The sequence below is a fragment of the Cellulomonas sp. KRMCY2 genome (genome assembly GCF_000526515.1).
In the GTDB taxonomy this organism is placed as follows: domain Bacteria; phylum Actinomycetota; class Actinomycetes; order Actinomycetales; family Cellulomonadaceae; genus Actinotalea.
Genome location: NZ_JAGF01000001.1, coordinates 1,424,093 through 1,446,764 on the forward strand (window position 1 = coordinate 1,424,093; position 22,672 = coordinate 1,446,764).

The following is a 22,672-nucleotide window of genomic DNA, read 5'->3' on the forward strand; positions in this document are numbered from 1 at the left end:
TCCCCTTCGCACGCTTCCTCAGACACCTGGCACCCGACATCCACATCGAGCGCTGCACCGACGACGAATCTCGACGTGGTTCAGCACCGTACGCGCAGGGCACGACGTCGTGCCCTGCGTGAGCAGTGATCTGGGTGAACCCTACGCGAGAGCACCCTGGGTGGGACACCAGACATGTCATTCTGGCGAAGGTGGATCTCACATGATCGCTCGAGGTCGCTGGGGCAATGAAGGCGCTGTGGATCTCCTGATGACAAGAACAGATCGTCATCGTCATAGGGGTTGTGGAGAGTGTGTACATCGCTCGTCGTCGCAGGTCACTGGGCGGATCGGGCTGTGGACCCGGTGTTCGACAGTCCTGTTCACGATCGGCACCGACAGTGGACGGTCGATTCCTGTCCACGTGTCGTCCACCTTTCGGTGGCCTGCTGTCCACACGGTCCATGCGTGTCGTCCACCGCTGTCCACAGAGATGTCCACAGGTGTGAACAGTCGTCCTATGGGTGATTTTTGGGGTGGTCTTTGTCGCCCGAACGTGTCGGACGCGGTGGCGTCCGGGTGCTCGGCGGTGTCGTCGCGCGCTCCGACCCGGGCTCAGCCGCGGTGCTGCTGCTTGATCCGGTTGGTGAGCTCGGTGACCTGGTTGTAGATGGAGCGCCGCTCGGCCATGAGCTCACGGATCTTGCGGTTGGCGTGCATGACGGTGGTGTGATCGCGGCCGCCGAACTGCTGACCGATCTTGGGCAGGCTCATGTCGGTGAGCTCACGGCACAGGTACATCGCGATCTGACGGCCGGTGACCAGCACCCGCGAACGCGACGAGCCGCACAGGTCGTCGATGGTCAGACCGAAGTAGTTGGCCGTCTGGGCGATGATCGCCGCCGCTGTGATCTCCGCGGTGTCCTCGTCGGTGATCAGGTCCTTGAGGACGATCTCGGCCAGCGCGAGGTCCACGTGCTGCCGGTTGAGGTTCGCGAACGCTGTCACCCGGATGAGGGCACCCTCGAGCTCACGGATGTTTGTGGAGATCTTCGAGGCGATGTAGGACAGGACGTCGTCCGGCGCCTGCAGCTTCTCGTTGCCGGCCTTCTTGCGCAGGATGGCGATCCGGGTCTCGAGGTCGGGTGGCTGGACGTCGGTGATCAGTCCCCACTCGAAGCGTGACCGCATCCGGTCCTCGAAGCCGTTGAGCTGCTTCGGCGGGAGGTCGGACGTGATAACGACCTGCTTGTTGGCGTTGTGCAGCGTGTTGAAGGTGTGGAAGAACTCCTCCATCGTCTGTTCCTTGCCCTGCAGGAACTGGATGTCGTCGACGAGCAGGACGTCCACCTCGCGGTAGCGACGCTGGAAGGCGCCGGCCTTGCCCTCACCGATCGAGTTGATGAAGTCGTTGGTGAACTCCTCGGAGTTCACGTACCGGACCCGCACGCCCGGGTACAGCGAGAACGCGTAGTGACCGATCGCGTGCAGCAGGTGTGTCTTGCCCAGACCGGAGTCCCCGTAGATGAACAGCGGGTTGTAGGCCTTGGCGGGTGCCTCGGCCACAGCGACGGCCGCGGCGTGCGCGAACCTGTTCGATGCGCCGATCACGAAGGTCTCGAAGAGGTACTTCGGGTTGAGGCGCGCCGGCTCGACCGGGGCCTGCCGCTGGTGCTGGCTGCGACCCTGTGAGCGCTCGCCGTACGGCGGTTGGTCGCGTCGGTCGCGTCGGTCGTCGTCCCGTCCCAGGTGCGAGCCGGAGCGGTCCCGGTCCCCGCGGTCGCGGTCAGAGCCGTCGCGGTCCCGGTCGCGATCGTGGTCCCGGTCGGGCCGGTCGCTGCTCGCTCGTCCGACGTCGGCCCGATCGGTCTGCGCGGATGGTGCCCGACCACCCTCGAGCTCGAGCGCAGGGTCGACCGTCACCGCGAAGCGGGCGTCGAGGCCGAGGACCTCGGACAGGGCGTCCGTCAGCTCGTTGCGGACCCGCGACTCGAGGTAGTCCTTCGTGAACTCGTTGCCGACGGCGAGCAGGATGGTGCCGTCGAGGAGGCCGAGGGGACGTGCCAGCCGGATGAACGCGAGCTGCTGGGCGCTCGTCGCCGGATCCGTGGCGATGCGGCCGACCGCTCGGTCCCACACCTGGGCGATCGGGTCATCCTGTCCTGACACCTGAAGGCTCCTGATGTGCTTGCGGAAGGCAGAGGAATGGCATGGATCTGTGCCGAAGTCTCGCACGCCGCACCATGATCCACACAGTTGTCCACAAGCTGTGCGCCCACGGCGGGCAGGGTGGGGCCTTGGTTCGGTCGAGTGATGGCACGTCTCGGCGGCGGGGTGTGCCGCGGACTGCCCCATATGGTCCTCGGTGTGTCGCTGCCCCGAATCGGCCGTTCGGGTGCAGTCTGTAGGGTTCGGATCGAGGACGACACCCGTCACGGCCGTTTGACCCTGTGGGCTGTGCCGCGTACCGTGACACAGCCGTTCTCGACGGCTCCTGTCTGCGTGCCCGCGCGCATGTGAGTGCTCCCACCGTCTTGGTGTGGAGCCCGGCGCCTGGTGCGATCCTGGACACGGGCTCGGGAGTGGCACGACTGTCCGCCGTCCGGGCGGTGACCTGAACCAACCTTGTGGAGTCTGAAGTGACGAAGCGCACCTTCCAGCCGAACAACCGGCGTCGGGCAAAGACCCATGGCTTCCGGCTGCGCATGCGCACCCGGGCCGGCCGCGCGATCCTCGCTGCTCGCCGGCGCAAGGGTCGCGAAGAGCTGTCTGCCTGACCTTCTCGGGTGCTGCCTGCCGCACTGCGGATGCGCCGGTCCGAGGACTTCGCGCTGACGATCCGTCGTGGGACCCGAGCGGGTCGCTCGACACTCGTCGTGCACTGTCGGGCGGTGCCGGAGCAGGACGGCGCACGCGTGGGGTTCGTCGTGGCCAAGGCGGTCGGCGGCGCTGTGGTCCGTAACAGGGTCAGACGGAGGTTGCGAGGCGTGGTGGTCGAGCAGATGAACTCCCTGCCGAGCGGCGCCGACGTGGTCGTGCGCGCACTCACCCCGGCAGCGAGCGCCAGCTACCTCGAGCTCGTCGAGGACTACCGGTCCGCGCTGACCGCTGCGGTTCGTCGGCTCGACGACCGTGCGAGCCGGACATGAGCATCACCGGGACGATCGCCGGAGCACCCGCACAGGCCCTGAGCCTTGTCAGGCGCACACCCGGGGCCATCCTCATCGGCTTGCTGTGGGTCTACCAGCACCTGATCTCCCCCTTGACCGGCCCGACCTGCCGCTACTACCCGAGCTGTTCGCAGTACGCCCTGGTCGCTGTCCAGCGCCATGGCGCGCTCCGCGGCACCTGGCTCGCGATCCGCCGGCTCGGTCGTTGCCACCCGTGGACGGCCGGCGGCGTCGACGACGTCCCACCCGCGCGCGGTCCGCAGAAGTCCCCCCACGAGCACGGGCACGCTGATCCAACGAGGAGCTCCACGCGATGATCGACAACATCCTCTGGCCGTTGAAGGTGGCCGTGGCCTGGCTCATGGTCCAGTTCCACTCGGTGCTGACGACCCTGGGGCTGCCGTCGGAGTCAGGTGTGACCTGGGCCCTGTCGATCGTCGGCCTGGTGGTCGTGATCCGGATCCTGCTGATCCCGTTGTTCGTCAAGCAGATCAAGGCCTCTCGCGGCATGCAGCTCTTGGCCCCCGAGATGCAGGTGATCCAGAAGAAGTACAAGGGCAAGACGGATCCGGCGTCGCGTGAGGCGATGAGCCGGGAGACGATGGAGCTCTACCGCAAGCACGGGACGAACCCGTTCTCGTCCTGTCTGCCGATCCTGGCCCAGTCCCCCATCTTCTTCGCCCTGTTCCGCGTGCTCTACTCGCTCGGTGACGTGGCCGCCGGTACCTACCAGGGCGGCGCGCGGGACAGCATCGGCCCGCTGACGCAGGAGCTTGCCGCGCAGGCCAACGCGGCGACGATCTTCGGTGCCCCGATCTCCGAGACCTTCCTGGGCTCGACGGACATGCAGGTGAAGATCGTGACGGTCGTACTGATCGTGATGATGTCGCTGACGACGTTCACGACGCAGCGCCAGCTGACGCAGAAGAACATGCCGGCGTCGGCGCTGCAGGGTCCGATGGCTCAGCAGCAGAAGATGCTGCTCTACATCCTTCCGTTGGTCTTCGCGATCTCCGGCGTGAACTTCCCGATCGGTGTCCTGATCTACTGGTCGACGACCAACCTCTGGACCATGGGCCAGCAGTTCTACGTGATCCGCCGCAACCCGACGCCGGGCTCCGAGGCGGAGCGCCAGCTCAAGGAGCGTCGGGCCCGCAAGGCCGCCGCGCGCGGCATCGTGCTCGAGGAGGAGCGACCGGCCACCGACGAGAAGGTGCACGGTCAGCGGCAGCAGCCCAAGCGCAAGGAACGGGCCAAGGGCACCGCAGCTCCCGGGGCGACGCCAGCGCACGGTGCGGCGGGGACCACAGGTCACCCGGCGGCCACCAACCCGGCCGGTGCGAAGCCCGCAACGAAGACTCCGGGCGCGAAGCCTGCGGGGACGAAGCCTGCTGGCGCGAAGCCAGCTGGGACGAAGCAGGCCGGCGCCAAGCCGGCGGGTGTGAAGCCCGCCGGTGCCGCATCGGCCGGCGCGAAGGCCCCGGGAACGACGGCGGGCACGAAGGCTGCCGGCTCGAAGGCTGCCGGCCCGAAGAAGGCGGGCGTGAAGCCTGCCGGCGCCAAGCCTGCCGGAGCCGAGCCTGCCGCGAGCGGGACCCGTGCAGACGCGCCCGTGGTCGAGCCCGATGCGAGTGGCGTCCCCTCGACGCCGTCGCGCGACACCGGGATGAAGGCGCGGATCGCCAAGGCGGGCGGCGTCGCGCCGACCGCCGCAGGGACCACCAGCACCAAGCGTCCGGGCACCGGGACCAGTGCCGCTCGACGCGCGGCCGCGGCGGCCACCTCGAGCGAGTCCACTGCTGCTCCCGCCCCGTCCGACGACTCCGGGACCGAAGGACACGGCGCGGACGGAACTGGCGCGTCGCGCGCCTCCGAGAACTGACCCGCGGCCCTGCCGCCTTCCTGCGCACGAGGAGAACCGATGACTGAAGAGACTGCACCTGCCACGGAGGATGCTCCCGAGGAGGACGTTACGACCCGTCGCCTGGAGGAGGAGGGCGAGATCGCCGCCGACTATCTCGAGGAGCTTCTCGACATCGCCGACGTCGACGGCGACATCGACATCGACGTCGACCATGGTCGCGCAGCGGTCGAGATCGTTGCCGAGGCCGGCTCGGAGCGGGGCCTGCGTCGACTGGTCGGCAACGACGGCGAGGTCCTGGATGCTCTCCAGGAGCTGACCCGGCTCGCCGTGCAGACGAAGACCGGTGAGCGGAGCCGGCTCATGCTGGACATCGCCGGCTTCCGCGCGGGCCGCAAGGCGGAGCTCGCTGAGGTTGCACGTGCCGCCATCGCGGAGGTTCGCGCCTCCGGGCAGCCGGTCTCACTCGAGGCGATGAACCCGTTCGAGCGCAAGGTCGTTCACGACGTCGTCGCCGAAGCTGGTCTGGTCAGCGACAGCGATGGTGTCGAGCCGTCGCGTCACGTGGTGATCCACCCGGCCTGACGGTCGCGCCCGGCACTGCGCCGCGCCTCTGGATTGGTGGGAGTCCTCGGACAGGCACGCTGTGATCCGCCGGACGTTCCACGTGAAACGGCGACGGTGGTACGGGCTGGGGCGGGACATGCTGCGGGTCGGCGGCCCTCGACCGCCTGTCTTGCCGCTCTCAGGCGGGCGTGAGCCTCGCGCCCTGCGGAACCGTCGGATCGGTCAGTTCATCGGATCGGTGGTGCCGTCCGATCGGTGGTGTTGTCAATCGATGGTGTCGTCAATCGGTGGTGCCGTCGGATCGGTGAGGTCGGACGGAGCGGTCAGCAGCGGAGCCGATGCCATGGAGTTGATCGGCCGGCGACGTGCACGCGTCGCATCGTTGGCCTGACGGCGGTCGGAGGCCGCAGTGTTGATGCCGGTGCCGAAGGCGTGTGCACCAGCGCCGATGTCTTGGTGACGGGACCAGCCCTCTGGTCCAGCCTCAGGCCCGGGCTCCGCGAAGGGACCTGGTGCGGCGGCTCCGGGTGAAGCGTCGAGGTGTTTCACGTGGAACAGTGGATCGCGAACAGGGCACCGGCGTTCCACGTGAAACAACATGTCGGCTCGTCCGTCCATAGAGGAGAAGGCACGTGACCGAAGAGCACAGCAGTGAGCCTGACCGGCAGGCCGATGACCCGCGGACCACTGACTCCGCCCAGCCGGATGCGGCTCACGACGTGCCTGCGACCAACGACTCAGTGAGCGCTGACGGCGACAGTCCGCTGGCGGGCGACGACCCCCGCGTCGTGACCTTCTTCGGCGAAGCCCATGCGACCGTTGCCAGGTTTGCGGCCCTCCTCGCGGACCAGGGAGTGCTCCGCGGGCTGATCGGGCCGCGCGAGGTTGTGCGCCTGTGGGAGCGTCACCTCATCAACTCGGCGTCGGTGGTGCCGTTCCTGCCGGCGTCGGGAACGGTGATCGACGTCGGTTCAGGTGCCGGTCTTCCCGGAGTTGTGCTCGCGGCCCTCCGCCCTGACCTTCACATTGTTCTGCTCGACCCGATGGAGCGCCGGGTTGCCTGGTTGATCGAGGTGGTCGAGCAGCTGGGTCTCACGTCCGTGGAGGTCGTGCGCGGTCGTGCGGAGGACATGCAGGGGACGCTCGTGGCCGATGCCGTGACCGCTCGCGCGGTGGCTCCGATGGATCGACTGGCCGGCTGGACCTTGCCGCTGCTCCGGTCCGGCGGCGTCCTGCTGGCGATGAAGGGTCAGACTGCGCACCAGGAGCTCGAAGACGCTGCGTCCGCCATCCGGTCCCTCGGCGGCGGCCCCGGTGAGGTCCTCGAGGCGCCGACGATCGAGGGGTTCACGGGCACGACGATCATCAGGGTCGTCCGCGAGCTGGTGATCCCCCGCGCGCCGGCCAAGCCGAAGGTGGCGAAGAGCAAGGCGACGAAGGGCCGCGGGTCGAGGGGCGGCCGGCCGCGAGATGCTGGGCCGAAGGGCGCTGCGCCGACCGGGCCGGGCGGCAAGGGCACGGCGTCGTCCGGTCGGGGATCTGATCAACCGCGACAGTCCTGAACCGTCGCGGAACCCACGGCACCGACCGGCCCGTGCCCGCGCGGACGGACTCGTCCGTGCTCGACAGAGGCTCGCAAGGGATCCAGAGGCGCGCACCGAAAGGCTCACGGCGGCGCCAGACACGCAACGGCCGGCTGTGGACAGACGACCGGGAACGACACCTCACGATGGCAGGATGTGACCAGGCGATGACGGGAGAACCGGTGGAGCAGCAGTACGGGACATCGAGCAACGGTGTTCCACGTGAAACCCCCGGTGTTCCACGTGGAACCACCGATGTCTCAGGTGGTGCTCCTCGGTGGTCCGACGACGAGCGGCGGGCAGCCATCATCGACAGCCTCCCGATGGTCGACGAGACCACGCCCCTTGCGGCTCAGATCGCGGCTGACGCTCGCCGCCGTATCGACCTCTCGGGTCGCCGCTTCCCTCGTCCCGATCGGACTCGGATCCTGACGATCGCCAACCAGAAGGGTGGCGTCGGGAAGACGACCTCGACCGTCAATCTCGCTGCGGCGCTCGCGCAGGCAGGACTGAACGTTCTGGTGATCGACAACGACCCCCAAGGGAACGCCTCGACTGCGTTGGGCATCGACCACCGGGCAGGAACACCGTCGATCTACGAGGTGCTGGTCGAGGACGAGGACCTGGGTGTCGTCGTGCAGCAGTCCGCCCGTCTGCCGCGCCTGTGGTGCGCGCCGGCGACGATCGACCTGTCCGGGGCCGAGATCGAGCTCGTCTCGCTCGTGGCCCGCGAGAACCGGCTCCGCAACGCGATCGACGCCTATCTCGCGGGCCGTGAGGCCGAAGGGCTGGACCGTCTCGACTACGTCTTCATCGACTGCCCCCCGAGCCTCGGGCTGCTCACCGTCAACGCCTTCGTCGCTGCGCGTGAGGTACTCATCCCGATCCAGTGCGAGTACTACGCACTCGAAGGGCTGAGCCAGCTGCTCAAGAACGTCGAGCTCATCAAGAACCATCTGAACCCTGTTCTGCACGTCTCGACGATCCTGCTCACCATGTACGACGCCCGGACCAACCTCGCTCAACAGGTTGCCGCGGAGGTCCGTGAGCACTTCCCTGCACAGACGCTGCGCACGACGGTTCCACGGTCCGTGCGCATCTCTGAGGCGCCGAGCTATGGGCAGACCGTGATGACGTACGACCCGGGTTCGTCCGGGGCGCTGTCCTACCTGGCGGCGGCGCGTGAGCTTTCCGAGCGTGGGGCCGGGGTGGCGCCGGCGACTGCCGTCGGCTACCGCGGCACGTCAATGACAGAGGAGAACTGATGGCTGAGAAGCGCCGTGGGCTGGGCCGTGGGCTCGGTGCCCTGATCCCCAGTGCGCCGAGCGGCGACACCCGCCCGGTGGACGTGTTCTTCCCGGGTGCGCCTGCGGCCGCCGAGGCCGGGCCGGCGAGGACGCCCGAGGCCCACGTGGACGGTGAACGGGCCGGCTCTGCTGCTGCCGGCGTCGGGACGCGACCAACCGTGACGACGACGAGCACCGACGGATCGACCGGTGGCGCCGGCTCGGTCCCCAACGGCGCGGTCCCGAACGGCGCGGTCCCGAGCAGCGGCAGCGCGCCGGCCAACGGATCAGTGACCGGCAACGGCGCAGCGTCGATCGACGTCGGGGGCTCCGGGTACGGCTCCGGCTCTGGGTACGGCGCGGGCTCGACGAACGGCACCGGCGCCACCAACGGCGCGCGGTGGACCAATGAGGCAGGGTGGACCACCCTCGCGGAGCCGGCGCACACCAACGGCAACGGCTCCTCCCACGGCAACGGCTCCGCGGCGGCCGCGGCGATCACCACCCTGCAGGACGCCGATCCCGCGACCGGACTGCCGCAGGGTCTGCTGCCGGTCCCGGGCGTCTACTTCGCCGAGGTGCCGGTCGGATCCATCCGGGCCAACCCGCGCCAGCCGCGGACCGAGTTCGACGAGGACTCCTTGGCCGAGCTGGTCGGGTCCATCCGAGAGGTCGGTGTCCTGCAGCCCGTCGTGGTGCGGCCGGCCCTGACGGACGACGGCCAGACCGGGTACGAGCTCATCATGGGGGAGCGGCGCTGGCGCGCGACCCAGCTCGCCGGACTCGCGACCATTCCGGCGATCGTTCGGGAGACCGACGACAACGACCTGCTGCGCGACGCCCTGCTCGAGAACCTGCACCGCAGCCAGCTCAACGCGCTCGAGGAGGCTGCGGCCTACCAGCAGCTCCTCGACGACTTCGGCTGCACCCACGACGAGCTCGCGCAGCGCATCCACCGGTCCCGTCCGCAGATCTCGAACACCCTACGGCTGCTCAAGCTCCCGCCGCTCGTCCAGCGTCGGGTGGCTGCTGGGGTGCTCTCGGCCGGCCATGCCCGCGCGCTGCTGGGCTTGCCCGACGGAGCATCGATGGAGCGCCTGGCCCAGCGGATCGTCGCCGAAGGCCTGTCCGTCCGGTCGACGGAGGAGATCGTCGCACTCGGCGGTGACCCGGAGAAGGTGGTCGTACGGCGCCCCCGCCCGGGCGACCGCAACGGAGCGCTCGACGACCTCGCCTCCAGGCTCTCCGACAAGTTCGACACCCGGGTCAAGATCGCCCTCGGGAAGACCAAGGGTCGTCTGACCGTCGAGTTCGCATCGGTCCAGGACCTCAACCGGATCCTCGCGACGCTCTCGCCCGACGACCCGGGCCTGCTGCGCTGAGGGTCCTGATACACCGCCAGAGGCCGAACCCCGCCACCCTCTCGGGCAGACGGGGTTCGGCCTCTGGCGATCAGGCGGTGCCCGTCGATCAGTGGGCGCCGGTGACGTCAGTCAGTGTCGGCGAGGTCGATCGGTGCCGGTACCTCAGTGGGTGTCGGTGACGACCGACTCGACGGTCTGCGACGCGCGGTGCCGGTCCGTCCCTGTGCCGAAGATCTGGACGAGCTCGGACTCTGCGGCGACGACCCCGGCGAGCCGCCGGACGCCCTCGCGGATCCGGTCCGGCGTCGGGTAGCAGAAGGACAGCCGCATGTGGTCGGCACCCTGTCCGTCGGCGTAGAACGCCGTGCCGGCCACGTAGGCGACCAGGGCGGTGATCGCGCGCGGCAGCATCGCCTGAGCGTCCATCCCGTTGGGCAACCGGACCCAGGTGTAGAAGCCACCCTCCGGCACGGTCCAGGTCGCCTCCGGGATGTGCTCGGCCAGCGCGCCGATCATCGCGTCGCGGCGTTCGCGGTACATCTCGCGGTAGGACTTGATCTGGCCGCGCCAGTCGTGGTTGGCCAGGTAGGCCGAGACGGCGAGCTGCGAGGCGTTCGACGGGCACAGGATGGCGGACTCGCTGGCCAGGACCAGCTTCTCGCGGATGGCGTGCGGCGCGACGGCCCAGCCGACCCGGTAGCCCGGGGCGAAGGTCTTCGAGAACGATCCGAGGTAGATCACGCCCGTGTCGTCCATCGACCGCATCGCCGGCATGGGCTCGCCGTCGAAGCCGAGCAGACCGTACGGGTTGTCCTCCAGGACGAGCACGCCGTAGCGGCGGGCGATCTCCAGGATCCGCGGTCGGCGTTCGAGGCTCAGGCTGACGCCTGCGGGGTTGTGGAAGTTGGGCACGGTGTACAGGAGCTTGACCGAGCGACCTTCGGCGGCCAGCCGCGCGAGGGTCTCCTCGAGCGCCTCGGGCACGAGGCCGTTGTCGTCGAGCGGGACATGCACGACGTCGGCCTGGTAGGCCCGGAAGACGCCGAGCGCGCCGACATAGCTGGGGGCCTCCGCGACGACGACGTCGCCGGGGTTGACAAAGAGTCGAGTCACAAGGTCGAGGGCTTGTTGTGATCCGGTCGTGACGACCACGTCGTCCGGGTGCGCCTCGATGCCCTCGAGGCGCATCACCTCGAGGATCTGCTCGCGCAGCGTCTCGTCACCCTGGCCCGAGCCGTACTGCAGCGCCGTCGTGCCGCGGGTCAGGACCAGGTCGTGGGCGATCTGGGCGAGCGTCTCCAGCGGAAGGCCTTCGAGGTTGGGCATGCCGCCGGCCAGCGACACGACCTCGGGCCGGTTGGCGACGGCGAACAGCGCGCGGATCTCGGATGCGCGCATGCCGTGGGTCCGGTCGGCGTACGCACCGATCCACGGGTCGAGACGGGTCCCGGTGGCGGGCTGGACAGTGTGGGCGGCGCTGCCGGGGGCAGGAGTCACCCACCCCATCGGCTTGCCGTTCGCGGGCGTCATGGCCAAGAGTCTGCCACGGGCGACGTCCTGCCCACCTGGACCTTGTGATCCGTGGACGCGTCGGTCAGGACAGGACGGACTCGATCTCGTTCACGAGGGCCGGCTTGGGCCGCGCTCCGACGATCTGCTTGACCAGCTCGCCGCCCGAGTAGATGTTGATCGTCGGGATCGACGTGATCCCGTACGCCGCCGTCACCGCGGGGTTCTCGTCGGTGTTGAGCTTGGCGATCGTCAGGCGGCCCGCGTAGGTGCCGGACAGCTCCTCGAGGATCGGCGCGACCTGACGGCACGGCCCGCACCACGGCGCCCAGAAGTCGACCAGCACGGGGACGTCGGACTTCAGGACGTCGGCCGCGAAGGTGGCGTCGGTGACGGGGACGGTGGTCACAGGATCTCCTCGGAGGTCGCGGGCTGGGACGGGTCGGTCGAAGGCTCGGCGGGATGCCCGAGATCGGCGAGGTAGTGCTGGGCGTCGAGCGCTGCTGCGCAGCCGGTGCCGGCCGCGGTGATCGCCTGACGATAGACGTGGTCGACGACATCGCCGCACGCGAAGACGCCAGGAAGGTTGGTCGCGGTACCGCGCGCGCCGTCAGCCGCGACCAGGACGTAGCCGCTCTCGTCGAGGTCGACCTGCCCGACGAGCAGCTCGTTGCGTGGGATGTGGCCGATCGCGACGAACACGCCAGTGGCGGGGAGCTCCCGCTCGGCACCGGTGACGGTGTCGCGCAGGGTCACCCCGGTCACCTTGTCCTGGCCGTGGATCGCCGAGACCAGGCTGTTCCAGGCGAACTCGATCTTGGGATCGGCCAGTGCCCGATCCGCCATGATCTTCGAGGCACGCAGCTCGTCGCGGCGGTGCACGATCGTGACCTTGCTCGCGAAGCGCGTCAGGAAGGTGGCCTCCTCGACGGCGGAGTCCCCGCCGCCGACGACGACGACCTCCTGGTTGCGGAAGAAGAAGCCGTCGCAGGTCGCGCACCAGGACACGCCGTGCCCGGACAGCCGGGTCTCCTCCGGCAGGCCGAGCTGGCGGTAGGCCGAGCCGGTCGCCAGGATCACGGACCGCGCGGTGTAGGTCTCGCCGTTGCCGGTGACCACCGTCTTGACCGGGCCGGTCAGGGAGGCCTGCACGACGTCGTCGTACACGATCCGGGCGCCGAAGCGCTCGGCCTGCTTCTGCATGTTCTCCATGAGCTCGGGGCCCATGATGCCGTCGACGAAACCGGGGAAGTTCTCCACCTCGGTCGTGTTCATCAACGCACCACCGGCGGTGACCGACCCGGCGATCACGACGGGCTCCAGGCCTGCCCGGGCGGCGTACACGGCTGCCGTGTACCCGGCGGGGCCCGATCCGATGATGACCAGATCGCGTGCGGTGTCCGTCACGTGCCGTCCCTCTGTCGTCCGGAGCGTCGTGCTCCAGGTGGTCGCCCGCACCGTTCCGGTGGGGCCGTTCGCATCAACAGATCCTAGGTGGCATCTGTTCCGGCGCGGTGGCACGCACGTGCGCGTGCCCGGGACGTCCCGCCCGACGGGGACGTCAGGAGACCGTGACCTCCGTGAGCTCGACCCGGTTGCTGCCGTCCGCCGTCTGCGGCAGGGCGGTGAACCACAGGACGATGTACTGGGTCTGGGTCGGTGCGCTCAGGGTGAGGACGGTGTCGGGCCCCAGGGCCCCGGACGCGAGGACGTCGCCCTGGGTCGGTGTCGACGGGTCGGTGGCCCGGACCTCGACCATGCCACCGGTGCCGTTGACGTGCAGCGTGACGGTGGTGACCGTGGCCGGCGCGGCGAGGGTGATCGCGTAGCCGACGCCCGGCTTCATGCCGTAGGTCGGCGAGTTGTACGTCCGGGTGTACCAGGACGTCGCGGGGTCGCCGTCGATCGCCGCGGGCACGGCCTCTGGGTGCTCGTTGTCGTCCCCGCCCGGCGGCGGGTCGACCATCTGTGCGGAGGCGATGACCGGCGCCGTGGCGGCCGGCGGTGCCTCGGTCGCGGGCGGCTCGGTCGCGGGGTCCTCCGCGGGGGCTTCGCCGTCGGTCGCGTCACCCTCCGCCGCAGGGTCCTGCTGGCCGCCCTGGTTCTCGGAGATGTCGAAGCCCTCGGTGCCGCCGATCGGAGGGGCCGGCCGCGTGAGCGCCTTGAAGGCCATCACCAGACCGATGACCACGGCGATCGCCACGATCGCGAGCACGACCGGCGTCGGGTCGAAGCGGCGCCTGGCCAGCACCTCGGCCGAGCGTCCGATGAGCGAGTCGAAGCTCTCGTGACCGGTCTCCGGTGCACGGCCCCGGACGGTCGCGGCCGTCGGCGGGCGGACCACGGGACGCGGGTGCCCGCCGGTGAGCGGCGCCGCGGAGTGGCTCGCAGACGAGGTCGCGGACGGCAGCGGCGCCGACGGGTGGGCGGCCGAGGGTCCACGGACCGGACCGCCGGGGTGTGATCCGCCGGTCGACGCGAAGGCCGGCGGGAAGGTCGGCGGCGGCGCGGCCTGGGGTGGCTGAGGAGTCTGACGCGTCGGACGGCGCGCGGCGTCGTCGATCTGGCCCACCGGCGCGACGATCGTCTGGAACGGGTGGGCGGCCGGGCTGACGGATCCACCCGACATGCCACTGACCCGGCCCGACGACGTCCCCCGGGGGTCGCCGTGGCGGTACTCGGGCGGGATCGCCGGCGGCGGCGTCCCAGGTCTGGCGGGCGCCGATCCCTGCGCGTCGAAGCTGCTCCGCACGGACTGGCGCTGCACGGTCCGTGCGGGCTGGTCCGCAAGGTCGTCTCCCGCGTCCGGGTCGCTCGTGTCGGCGGTCTGCGTCGGATCGAGCGCCCGGCTCGCTGCTGCAGCCGATGCGGCGGCCGCAGCCGTGGCGACAGTTCCCGACGCACCCCAGGCTGCCGCGGCGTCGACGGCCCCGAAGATCTCGGCGGCGGCGATCGGACCCCACGGCTCCAGCTCACGGATCAGCTCGGCCGGGCTGTGCGGCCCGTCGTCGTGCGGGCCGAGCGTCACGGCGCACAGGGTGTCCAGGTCGTTGGGCACCGCCGGGGAGAGCTCGGCGGGCGCGACGGGGCTGCCCTCGACGACCGGGGCGACGACGGCGCGCCCAGGATCCGTGCCGTGCGGCGCCGGCCACCGACCGGTGAGGGTCAGGTAGAGCAGGGAGACCAGGCCGACGGTGTCGGCGCGCGTCGTCGACCGCGCGTCGCCCAGGCCGTGCGACGTCAGCTCGCCGTCCATCGCGAGCCCGGAGACGAGCACGGAGCCCTCGGGCGTCACGTGCACGGCGGAGGGGCGAAGGGCCAGGTGGTGCACGCCGCGCCGGCGCGCGACCTCGAGAGCCACGGCGGCCTCGCCGATGATCGCTCGGGCCTGGTCGGCCGGCAGTGGGCCGTTGGCGGTGAGCGCGGCGAGGTCACGGCCGACGATCGGCTCGGTGACGGTGTAGGGCACGCCCTCGTGGTCGCCGACGTCCAGCACCCGCAGCAGGCGTGGGTCGGAGACCAGGGCGGCGCGCCGGGCGGCGTCCTGGGCCTGCCGCACCCGACCCTCGCGCAGCACCATGGCGCGCACCGGCCGGTCGAGGATCTGGTCGTGCGCAGCCCAGCACTGGACCCCGGGCAGGTCGGTGGGGACAGGCTGCTCGAGCCGGTACCGACCGGCGAGCAACGTGCCGCGACCCACGACGACGTCCAGAACTCCACCTCCGAGCCCGGCCGGGTCATCGGCCGGCCGGCCGATGCTCGGGCGATCCCCTGGTCCCGGCGTGCCCATGCTACGGCCGATCCGACGAAGGCGGCTCAGCAGGGGCAGGAGCAGGTCGTCGACCTCACGGACCCGCATCAGCCGCAGCAGGCCGACGTACACCCCGAGCATGACCGGGCCCACCACGACGCACACCACGACGGCATGACCGAAGGTACCCACGGTGACGTCGCCGAAGAGTCTGCCGACCGACCAGCCGGCCGCCGCCGCGACGCCCGCGGCCACAGCTGCCCGGACGTGCACCTGGAGCACCCGCCGCACGCTGCCGCCGAGCCGGTCGCGCACCCTGATCCCGCCCCAGACGGCGCCGAGCAGGTAGGACGCCGAGATCGCCGCGCCGGCGGTCGCCACCCACCGTTCGACCGGGAGCACGAGGTAGCCGAAGAGGGTGCCGGCCACCACGACCCCGGCCATCGCGACCTGGATCCAGAACATGCCCCGGGCGTCCTCGTACGCGTAGAAGATGCGCTGGCTCAGCGACCAGGCGCCGAGCCCGACCAGGCCCAGCGCGAGGGTGACGACGACCGGAGCCATCGACCGGTACTCGCCCGGCTCGAGCGTGGGCAGCACGACCCGGACGAGCGGGATCGCCAGCACGGCAAGGAGAGCAGTCGCGAAGATCGTGTAGACGCCGATCGTGCGCAGCCCGTAGGAGAAGTTCTCCCGGACCGCGGCGGTGTCGTCCCGTGCGGCGTGCCCGGACAGCCGCGTGTAGAGCGCGGTGAGCAGCGACACGGTCACCAGGGAGTGCGGCAGCATGAAGATCGCGAACGCCTGCGTGTAGGCGTTCGCGCCCGCGATGCCCGGGGCGTCGCCCGCGACCTTCGCGGCGGCCGCGCCGACGTTCATGACGACGAGCACACCGAGCTGCCCCACGGCGAGTGCCGCGAAGGTCCACCCCGCTACCCGCCCGGCCCCGCCCAGCCCGGTGCCGCGCCAGTCGAAGCGCGGGTGGTACCGGAAGCCGCTGCGATACAGCGGGATGACCAGGACCACGGCCTGGGCGACGATGCCGAGGGTCGTGAACCCGGCCAGCACCGCGATGCGTCCGCCGTCCCACCAGGCGTAGTCGCCGGCCGACCCGCCGCGCTCGTACTGGCCGAACATCACGATGAACGTCACGAAGCCGGCGATCGAGACGACGTTGTTGACGACCGGCGCCCACATGTAGGGGCCGAAGCTGCCGCGCGCGTTGAGGACCTGCCCGAGCAGCGTGTAGGTGCCGTAGAAGAAGATCTGCGGCATGCACCACAGGGCGAACGCGGTCGCCAGCGCGGTGAACTCAGGGTCAGAGCTGCCGGCGCGGGTCGCGAACCACACGACCACCGGGGCCGCAGCGGTCAGCACGACGGTCAGGCCGAGCAGCAGCACGCCGGAGAGGGTCAGCAGCCGGTCGACGTACGCCTGGCCGTTCGGCGAGCGGTAGGCCCGCACCACCTGCGGGACGAGGACGGCGTTCAGCACCCCGCCCGCGATGAGCATGTAGATCATCGTGGGCAGCCAGTTGGCCACGGCGAACGCGCTGGCCGGACCGACGTTCAGGCCGATCGCGGCGGCCAGCACGGCGGCCCGCACCACACCGAGGACCCGCGACACCGCCGTGCCTGCGGCCATCACCGCGGTGCTCCGCCCCAGCCCGCCGCCACCGCTGCCGGTCGGGACCGTACCGTCGTCGCCGGGCTCCGGTCCGGTCACGGCGCTCATGCCGGCGACCCGGCGGCCGGGGCCTGGTCGGCCGGCTCGTGGCCCTCCTCGGGGGACAGGGCGTCGGGTCCGGCGTCGAGCCGCGGCGCCGAGCGAGTCCCGCGGCGCCCGCGGCGGATCGTGCGGATCAGCCCGATGACGACGCCGAGGGCCAACAGCGCGCCGATGACGGCGGTGCCGATGCCCTCCCACTCCGCACGGACCCGGACGGTGAACGCCGTCTGGTCGTTGATCACGGTGCCCTGGACCGTGCGCAGCTCGACGACGACGCCGAGGTCGGCACTCTGGATCGCATGCACCGGGATCTGCACGGTCTGCTCGACGCCGGCCGGGATCGTGACGGTGACCGGCTCGTCGGCCACCAGCCGGCCGTCGCTCGGTCGCAGCGCGACGACGACCGTCACCGGCTGGTCCAGCGTGTTGGTCACCTGCACCGGCAGCTCACCGGACCTCGAGATCAGGTTGATGAAGCCGATGGGCTGGACGGTCACAGCCCCGCGCAGGCTCTGGCTGATCGCGGACGAGCGGGACACGACAGAGGCCCGGCCGGGGGGGTCCGCACGCCAGGCGACCGAGACCGGGGCGAACAGCTCGGCATCGAGGTCGCCGAGCAGGGCCGCAGGGTCCTGGGCGACCTGGGCCAGTGCCTGCCGGTCCGTGACCGCGGCGAGCATCGCCGCCATCTCGGACGGGGGCATCTCGGCGGGATCGACGTCGCGCTCCGGGAGGGTCCCCCGGTCGACACCGGTGTCGCTCGCGCCCACCAGGGCATCGATCGACTCGGCACGGACCCAGGGCGCGTTCTCGAGGGCGGTCAGCTGTGCCGAGGCGATGGTGGCGTCGGGCTGCCAGTCCCGGGGAACGGTCAGGAGCAGGTGGCGTCCGTCGTTGGGGCGCTCGCGGGTGATCACCGCGAGCTCGGCGAGCAGGTCGAGCGCAGCAGTCGTCGGTGTCAGCTGGGGGTCGGTCGCGTCCTGCTCGTCGCTCCGGCCGCGGACCACCCCGGTCTCGAGGGCGGTGGAGAGCCGCTCGTCCGGGACCAGGACCGTGACGTCGTCACCGGGGGTGCTGACGGTCGTCCGCCCGGACGGTGTGTAGGTCAGGACGGACGGGGCCGGGAGCTCACCAGGACCCACGACCAGGGCCCGGCCGCCGTCGTCCGCGACGAAGGCGGCAGTCACGAGATCGGGCAGCGACTCGGCCGGCAGGGCGATCGCGGTGGTTGCGCTGCCCGGCAGGTCGGCGGCGGACGCGACCGCCTCGGAGCGCCGGATCGCGTCCGTGAAGAGGTCGTGGGCGTTGGCGTGCGCGAGGGCTGCGACGTCGGCGTCGCCGTAGGGCAGCAGCCGGACCTCCCGGTCGGTCGTCGCGGCGAGGAGTCCGGCCGACCACGCCTTCGCGTTCGGGCCGACCAGTCCGCCGGCGATCGGTGCGTCGGGGTCTGCGGCGTCCGAGGCGGTGATGTCGACCAGCCACGGGTCGAGGAGCCAGGTGACGCCGGGGTGCGTCTGCGTCGCGCTGAGCAGCGCAGCGAGCCGCCCGCCGGCCTGGGTCAGGGTCTCGAAGGACTGGCCCCAGGTCCCGGTCAGCGGGTCCACCGGCGGGCCGACGACCGGCACCAGGATGCTCAGGCGGGTCGCTGTGACGTCCTGCTGGGGGAACCACAGGGCGAAGGTGCGCGCGACGCCCTGCCGCACGCGAGCGGGATCGGCCCGGTCGACGACCGAGAGCGCGAGGCCACGCGGACCCCAGGCGGTGGCTGCGGAGCGCAGCCCGACCGAGCCGGCCGGCACCGTCGCCGTGACGGTCTGGATCCCGCCCGGCGGCAGCGGGCTGGGCAGGTCGACCTCCAGGACGCTCGAGCCGAGGTCGGCCTGCGGATCGGCGTCGCGCCAGGTGTCGAGGGACGACCGGCTGATGAAGGGGTCACGGTCCAGGTGCACCACGACGCGGGGCTCGGCGATCGTCGTGGTGCCGTTGTTGCGCAGGGTCGCGGTCACCGTGAGGTTCTCGCCGGGCTGGAGCACCTGCGGGGTGACCGTGGCGATGTCGACCTCGACCGGCAGCGCCGCATCGGGCACGGCGGCGGCGGCGCCGGCGGCGCTGGGCATGGACGCGACGAGGCCGAGCGCCAGCGCGAGGCCGACCAGGCCACGGCGCAGGGCTCGGGGCGCGACGGCGGTGCCCTCGGCGTGGGCGGTCATGCGAGGTCGGCGAGCACCGCGCCGGCCATGATGGCGAGGCGACGCTCGTTGGGGTACGCCAGGCGTTCGGGCAGGTCGTCGACGGCGATCCACGCGACGTCCTCGGCCTCGCCGTCCGGGTCGCCGGCGACGCTCAGCTCGCCGCCGGTGGCCTCCAGCAGGAAGTGGTGGACCACCTTGTGCACCCGGCGGTCGTCGCCGGTGAACCAGTAGTCGATCGTGCCGAGCCGACGCAGGATCTCGCCGTGGATGCCGGTCTCCTCGGCGATCTCCCGGATCGCTGCCTGCTCGGGCGTCTCGATGCCCTCGAGGTGACCCTTGGGCAGGCACCACTCGAGCCGCCCGGCCCGGTTGCGGCGAGCGATCACGGCGGCGTGCGGCTGGCCGTGCGTACGCTCGACGATGAGCCCGCCGGCGGACGTCTCCTCGGCGATGGGCAGCCCGTGCGCCTGGCTCCGGCGTCCGATCCGCAGGTCGATGCGCAGCGCGTGACCACCCGGCGGCACGGGGCCCGGCCGGGCGTCGGAGGCGGCGCTGGACATGCCGACACTGTAACTACCGTGACGTGCGCACCGCGGCACCGGCTCGGGCCCGGCCGACGCGCACCGGGGTGATCTGGCACGCTGGTGTCCCGTGTCCTCCTCTCCCCGTCACCGCGCCGACGGCTCCGCTGCGCCCGGCGCGCCCGCGCAGCCCGTCGGTCAGACCGCGCCCGCCGACCTCGGTGCGCTGCAACGCCGGGCCGCGGGTGTCCTGACCGACCTGGCGCCCGACGCCGTCGAGCTCGGTGCCGCCTTCGCCGCCCAGGGGCACGAGCTCGCCCTGGTCGGCGGCCCGGTGCGCGACGCGTTCCTCGGCCGGGTCAGTGCGGACCTCGACTTCGCGACCTCGGCAACACCGGACCAGACCGAGGCGATCCTGGCCCGCTGGGGCGACGCGCACTGGGACATCGGCAAGGCCTTCGGCACGATCGGCGCCCGCCGGTTCGCCCGCTCCGGCGGGCGGGACGTCGTCGTCGAGGTCACGACCTACCGGGCCGACTCCTACGATGTCGGCTCGCGCAAGCCGGAGGTGGCCTTCGGCGACACCCTCGAGGGTGACCTCTCGCGGCGGGACTTCACCGTCAACGCGATGGCCGTCCGGCTGCCCGAGCTGACCTTCGTCGACCCGTTCGACGGCCTGGCGGACCTGGCCCGACGGGTCCTGCGGACGCCGGTGACCGCCGAGCAGTCCTTCGACGACGACCCGCTGCGCATGATGCGCGCGGCCCGCTTCACCGCCCAGCTGGGCTTCGAGCCGGCCGACGACGTCCGGGTCGCGATGCAGCGGATGGCCGGCCGGATCGAGATCGTCTCGGCCGAGCGGATCCGGGACGAGCTGGTCAGGCTGCTCCTGGCACCCGACCCGCGGCCCGGGCTCGAGCTCATGGTCGAGACCGGACTCGCCGACCACGTCCTGCCGGAGCTGCCCGCGCTGCGCCTGGAGATCGACGAGCACCACCGCCACAAGGACGTCTACCAGCACTCGCTGACCGTCCTGGCCCAGGCGATCGAGCTCGAGACCGGGACGATCGACCAGCCGACCGGCCCGGTGCCGGGCCCGGACCTCGTGCTGCGGCTCGCGGCTCTGCTGCACGACGTGGGCAAGCCCGCCACGCGCCGGTTCGAGGGCGGCGGCGGGGTCAGCTTCCACCACCACGAGCTGGTCGGCGCCAAGCTCGCCGCGCGCAGGCTCAAGGCGCTGCGCTTCGACAAGGAGACCGTCCGGGACGTCGCGCGGCTCACCGAGCTGCACCTGCGTTTCCACGGGTACGGCGACGGCGCGTGGACCGACTCCGCGGTCCGCCGGTACGTGACCGACGCGGGCCCGCTGCTCGAGCGGCTGCACCGGCTGACCCGGTCCGACTGCACGACCCGGAACCGGCGCAAGGCCGATCAGCTGTCGTTCGCGTACGACGACCTCGAGCACCGCATCGCCGAGCTGCGCGAGCACGAGTCGCTCGCCGCGATCCGGCCCGACCTGGACGGGCAGCAGATCATGGCGATCCTCGGCATCCCCGCCGGTCCCCAGGTGGGCGAGGCCTACCGGTTCCTGCTCGAGCTGCGGATGGAGAACGGCCCCGCCGGGCCGGGCGTCGCCGAGCGGGCCCTGCGTGACTGGTGGGCCACCCGCTCGCAGGCCTGAGCGCGGGTCGCGTGCCGGGCCTGAGCGCGGGTCGCGTGCCGGGCCTGAGCGCGGGTCGCGTGCCGGGCCTGAGCGCGGGTCGCGTGCAGGCCCGGGTGCGGGTCGCGTGCGGGCTCAGTCGGTCGAGGAGCCCGTCACCGCCGCCGCGCGCAGCACCCGCGTGACACCCGCCCGGTAGGCCAGGGCCGTGAGCACGTAGGTCACGGTCAGGGTGACGAAGGTCGACCGTGACCAGCCGGTGTCCGGCAGCGCGACGGCCGCGAGGGCTGCCGCCCCGACGAAGGCCGCGTTGTAGAGCACGTCGTAGAGCGCGAAGGCCCGACCGCGGTAGTCGTCGTGCGTGTCCGCCTGGACGATCGTGTCGACGGCGATCTTCGCGCCCTGGACGCTGAGCCCCAGCAGCACGGCCGCCGTGGCGACCACCGGGAACGTCGAGCCGGCCACCAGCAGCGCCTGGCTCAGCGCACCGAGCCCGAGGCAGACGGCGACCCACTGCGCCGGGCTGATCCGCTCGTGCGCGATCGGGGTGAGAACGATGGCCAGCCCGTTCCCGGCGAAGGAGATCCCGAGCAGCAGGCCGAACATGGCCATCCCGGCGTCGGCGTCGCCCGGGTCGGAGAGCAGGTTGCGCGACATCAGGATCAGCGCGATGAAGTTGGCGCCGTACAGGAAGCGGTGCACGGCCATCACGGCCAGGGCCATCGCGGGAGTCCGCCGGGCCACGAGGTACCGCGCGCCGAGCACGAGGTCGGCCGCCGTGGCCCGCACGTCGCGCCACAGCTGGGCCGCATCGCCGTCCGCCCCGGTGGCACCGACCGCCGGCGCACCCGGGCCGGCGCGATCGGGGCCGAGCTGGTCCCGACCGAGCCGCAGGGCCAGGGCCGACGCCGCACCGAACAGGGCTGCCGCGCCGGCCAGCACGACGCCGTCCTTCACCGGGCCGGTCGGCACGAGCCAGCCGATGGCGAAGCCGAGCACCCCGCCGACGACAGCGGCGCCCGCACCGAGGGTCGGGGTCAGGGTGTTGGCCATCAGCAGCTGGTCGCGGGGCACGACGCGCGGCAGCCCCGCGGACAGCGCCGAGAGCAGGAAGCGGTTGATCGCCAGGGTCACCAGGGCCAGGACGTAGACCGCCGGCCCGACACCGACGGTCGCCATGAGCACCGCGAGGGTCAGCCCGAGCACGACCCGCAGCGCGTTGCCGCCGAGGAGCACCTGGCGACGGCTCCACCGGTCCAGCAGCGGTCCGGCGAACGGCCCGACCACGGTGAAGGGCAGGAGCAGCACCGCGAAGGCCGCCGCGACGTCGCCGGCGGTCGCCATCCGCTCGGGGGAGAAGAAGAACAAGGTCGCGAGGCCGACCTGGAACATGCCGTCGCCGCACTGCGAGACCAGCCGCACCGCGAACAGCTTGCGGAAGTCACGATGGACAGCGACGGTCTTCAGGTCACCCAGGACGCTCACCGCTGCAGGTTAACGG

Annotated in this window: 18 protein-coding genes; 9 read left to right on the top strand and 9 right to left on the bottom strand. The window is 71.4% G+C overall.

Features of this window, described 5'->3' with window-relative positions; all coding sequences use genetic code 11:
* Positions 1-594: 594 nt before the first annotated feature.
* On the bottom strand, positions 595-2,148 hold the full coding sequence (dnaA, locus tag K415_RS0106930; protein ID WP_024286351.1) for a chromosomal replication initiator protein DnaA: 1,554 nt from the start codon (positions 2,146-2,148) through the stop codon (positions 595-597).
* A gap of 470 nt (positions 2,149-2,618) precedes the next feature.
* On the opposite strand from dnaA, the gene rpmH reads away from it, so the two are divergent.
* From rpmH to K415_RS0106955, 5 genes are read left to right on the top strand one after another with little or no spacing between them, the layout of a single operon-like run.
* Complete coding sequence (rpmH, locus tag K415_RS23370; protein WP_081784921.1) at positions 2,619-2,756, top strand: 50S ribosomal protein L34; 138 nt, start codon at positions 2,619-2,621, stop codon at positions 2,754-2,756.
* Positions 2,757-2,765: 9 nt separating this feature from the next.
* Entirely contained in the window at positions 2,766-3,128 is a 363-nt protein-coding gene (gene rnpA / locus K415_RS0106935) for a ribonuclease P protein component (RefSeq protein ID WP_024286352.1), read from the top strand.
* Entirely contained in the window at positions 3,125-3,466 is a 342-nt protein-coding gene (gene yidD / locus K415_RS0106940) for a membrane protein insertion efficiency factor YidD (protein ID WP_024286353.1), read from the top strand. Before rnpA ends, yidD begins: the two co-directional genes overlap by 4 nt.
* Positions 3,463-5,031 carry a membrane protein insertase YidC gene (gene yidC / locus K415_RS25120; protein WP_024286354.1) on the top strand — a complete coding sequence of 523 codons (1,569 nt, stop codon included), beginning with the start codon at positions 3,463-3,465 and terminating at the stop codon, positions 5,029-5,031. The genes yidD and yidC overlap by 4 nt, the downstream gene beginning before the upstream one ends.
* Positions 5,032-5,070: 39 nt before the next feature.
* Entirely contained in the window at positions 5,071-5,595 is a 525-nt protein-coding gene (locus K415_RS0106955; RefSeq protein ID WP_024286355.1) for a R3H domain-containing nucleic acid-binding protein, read from the top strand.
* A gap of 246 nt (positions 5,596-5,841) precedes the next feature.
* On the opposite strand, the gene K415_RS23900 is transcribed toward K415_RS0106955, so the two are convergent.
* Complete coding sequence (locus K415_RS23900) at positions 5,842-6,177, bottom strand: hypothetical protein (protein WP_155859387.1); 336 nt, start codon at positions 6,175-6,177, stop codon at positions 5,842-5,844.
* 140 nt (positions 6,178-6,317) lie between these two features.
* Here K415_RS23900 and rsmG point away from each other — a divergent pair, with 140 nt between their 5' ends.
* The 3 genes from rsmG (at position 6,318) to K415_RS0106975 (ending at position 9,828) form a co-directional block, all read left to right on the top strand.
* Positions 6,318-7,139, top strand: a complete 822-nt coding sequence (rsmG, locus tag K415_RS21560) for a 16S rRNA (guanine(527)-N(7))-methyltransferase RsmG (RefSeq protein ID WP_197024683.1) — start codon at positions 6,318-6,320, stop codon at positions 7,137-7,139.
* 344 nt (positions 7,140-7,483) lie between these two features.
* Positions 7,484-8,425, top strand: coding sequence for a ParA family protein (locus K415_RS0106970; protein ID WP_024286357.1), 942 nt, complete (start codon positions 7,484-7,486; stop codon positions 8,423-8,425).
* Positions 8,425-9,828, top strand: coding sequence for a ParB/RepB/Spo0J family partition protein (locus tag K415_RS0106975; RefSeq protein ID WP_024286358.1), 1,404 nt, complete (start codon positions 8,425-8,427; stop codon positions 9,826-9,828). The genes K415_RS0106970 and K415_RS0106975 overlap by 1 nt, the downstream gene beginning before the upstream one ends.
* Positions 9,829-9,972: 144 nt before the next feature.
* Here the strand turns inward: K415_RS0106975 and K415_RS0106980 are convergent, their stop codons facing one another.
* The 6 genes from K415_RS0106980 to K415_RS21565 form a co-directional block, all read right to left on the bottom strand.
* Positions 9,973-11,316: a PLP-dependent aminotransferase family protein gene (locus K415_RS0106980; RefSeq protein ID WP_024286359.1), complete on the bottom strand. Its 1,344-nt coding sequence runs from the start codon at positions 11,314-11,316 to the stop codon at positions 9,973-9,975.
* 88 nt (positions 11,317-11,404) lie between these two features.
* The gene (gene trxA, locus K415_RS0106985; protein ID WP_024286360.1) at positions 11,405-11,728 is read right to left on the bottom strand and encodes a thioredoxin; all 324 of its coding nucleotides are present in this window, start codon (positions 11,726-11,728) and stop codon (positions 11,405-11,407) included.
* Positions 11,725-12,726, bottom strand: a complete 1,002-nt coding sequence (gene trxB / locus K415_RS0106990) for a thioredoxin-disulfide reductase (protein ID WP_024286361.1) — start codon at positions 12,724-12,726, stop codon at positions 11,725-11,727. The genes trxA and trxB overlap by 4 nt, the downstream gene beginning before the upstream one ends.
* 154 nt (positions 12,727-12,880) lie before the next feature.
* Positions 12,881-16,804 carry a murein biosynthesis integral membrane protein MurJ gene (locus K415_RS24220; protein WP_024286362.1) on the bottom strand — a complete coding sequence of 1,308 codons (3,924 nt, stop codon included), beginning with the start codon at positions 16,802-16,804 and terminating at the stop codon, positions 12,881-12,883.
* The gene (locus K415_RS0107000) at positions 16,801-19,008 is read right to left on the bottom strand and encodes a DUF6049 family protein (protein WP_024286363.1); all 2,208 of its coding nucleotides are present in this window, start codon (positions 19,006-19,008) and stop codon (positions 16,801-16,803) included. Before K415_RS0107000 ends, K415_RS24220 begins: the two co-directional genes overlap by 4 nt.
* Positions 19,005-19,550 (bottom strand): NUDIX hydrolase, encoded by a 546-nt coding sequence (locus K415_RS21565; protein ID WP_024286364.1) that lies wholly within the window; start codon positions 19,548-19,550, stop codon positions 19,005-19,007. The genes K415_RS0107000 and K415_RS21565 overlap by 4 nt, the downstream gene beginning before the upstream one ends.
* Before the next feature lie 187 nt (positions 19,551-19,737).
* Between K415_RS21565 and K415_RS0107010 the strand changes: the two genes are divergently transcribed.
* Positions 19,738-21,192 carry a CCA tRNA nucleotidyltransferase gene (locus K415_RS0107010; protein WP_034662235.1) on the top strand — a complete coding sequence of 485 codons (1,455 nt, stop codon included), beginning with the start codon at positions 19,738-19,740 and terminating at the stop codon, positions 21,190-21,192.
* 114 nt (positions 21,193-21,306) lie between these two features.
* Here the strand turns inward: K415_RS0107010 and K415_RS0107015 are convergent, their stop codons facing one another.
* Complete coding sequence (locus tag K415_RS0107015; RefSeq protein WP_024286366.1) at positions 21,307-22,656, bottom strand: MFS transporter; 1,350 nt, start codon at positions 22,654-22,656, stop codon at positions 21,307-21,309.
* Positions 22,657-22,672: the final 16 nt, after the last annotated feature.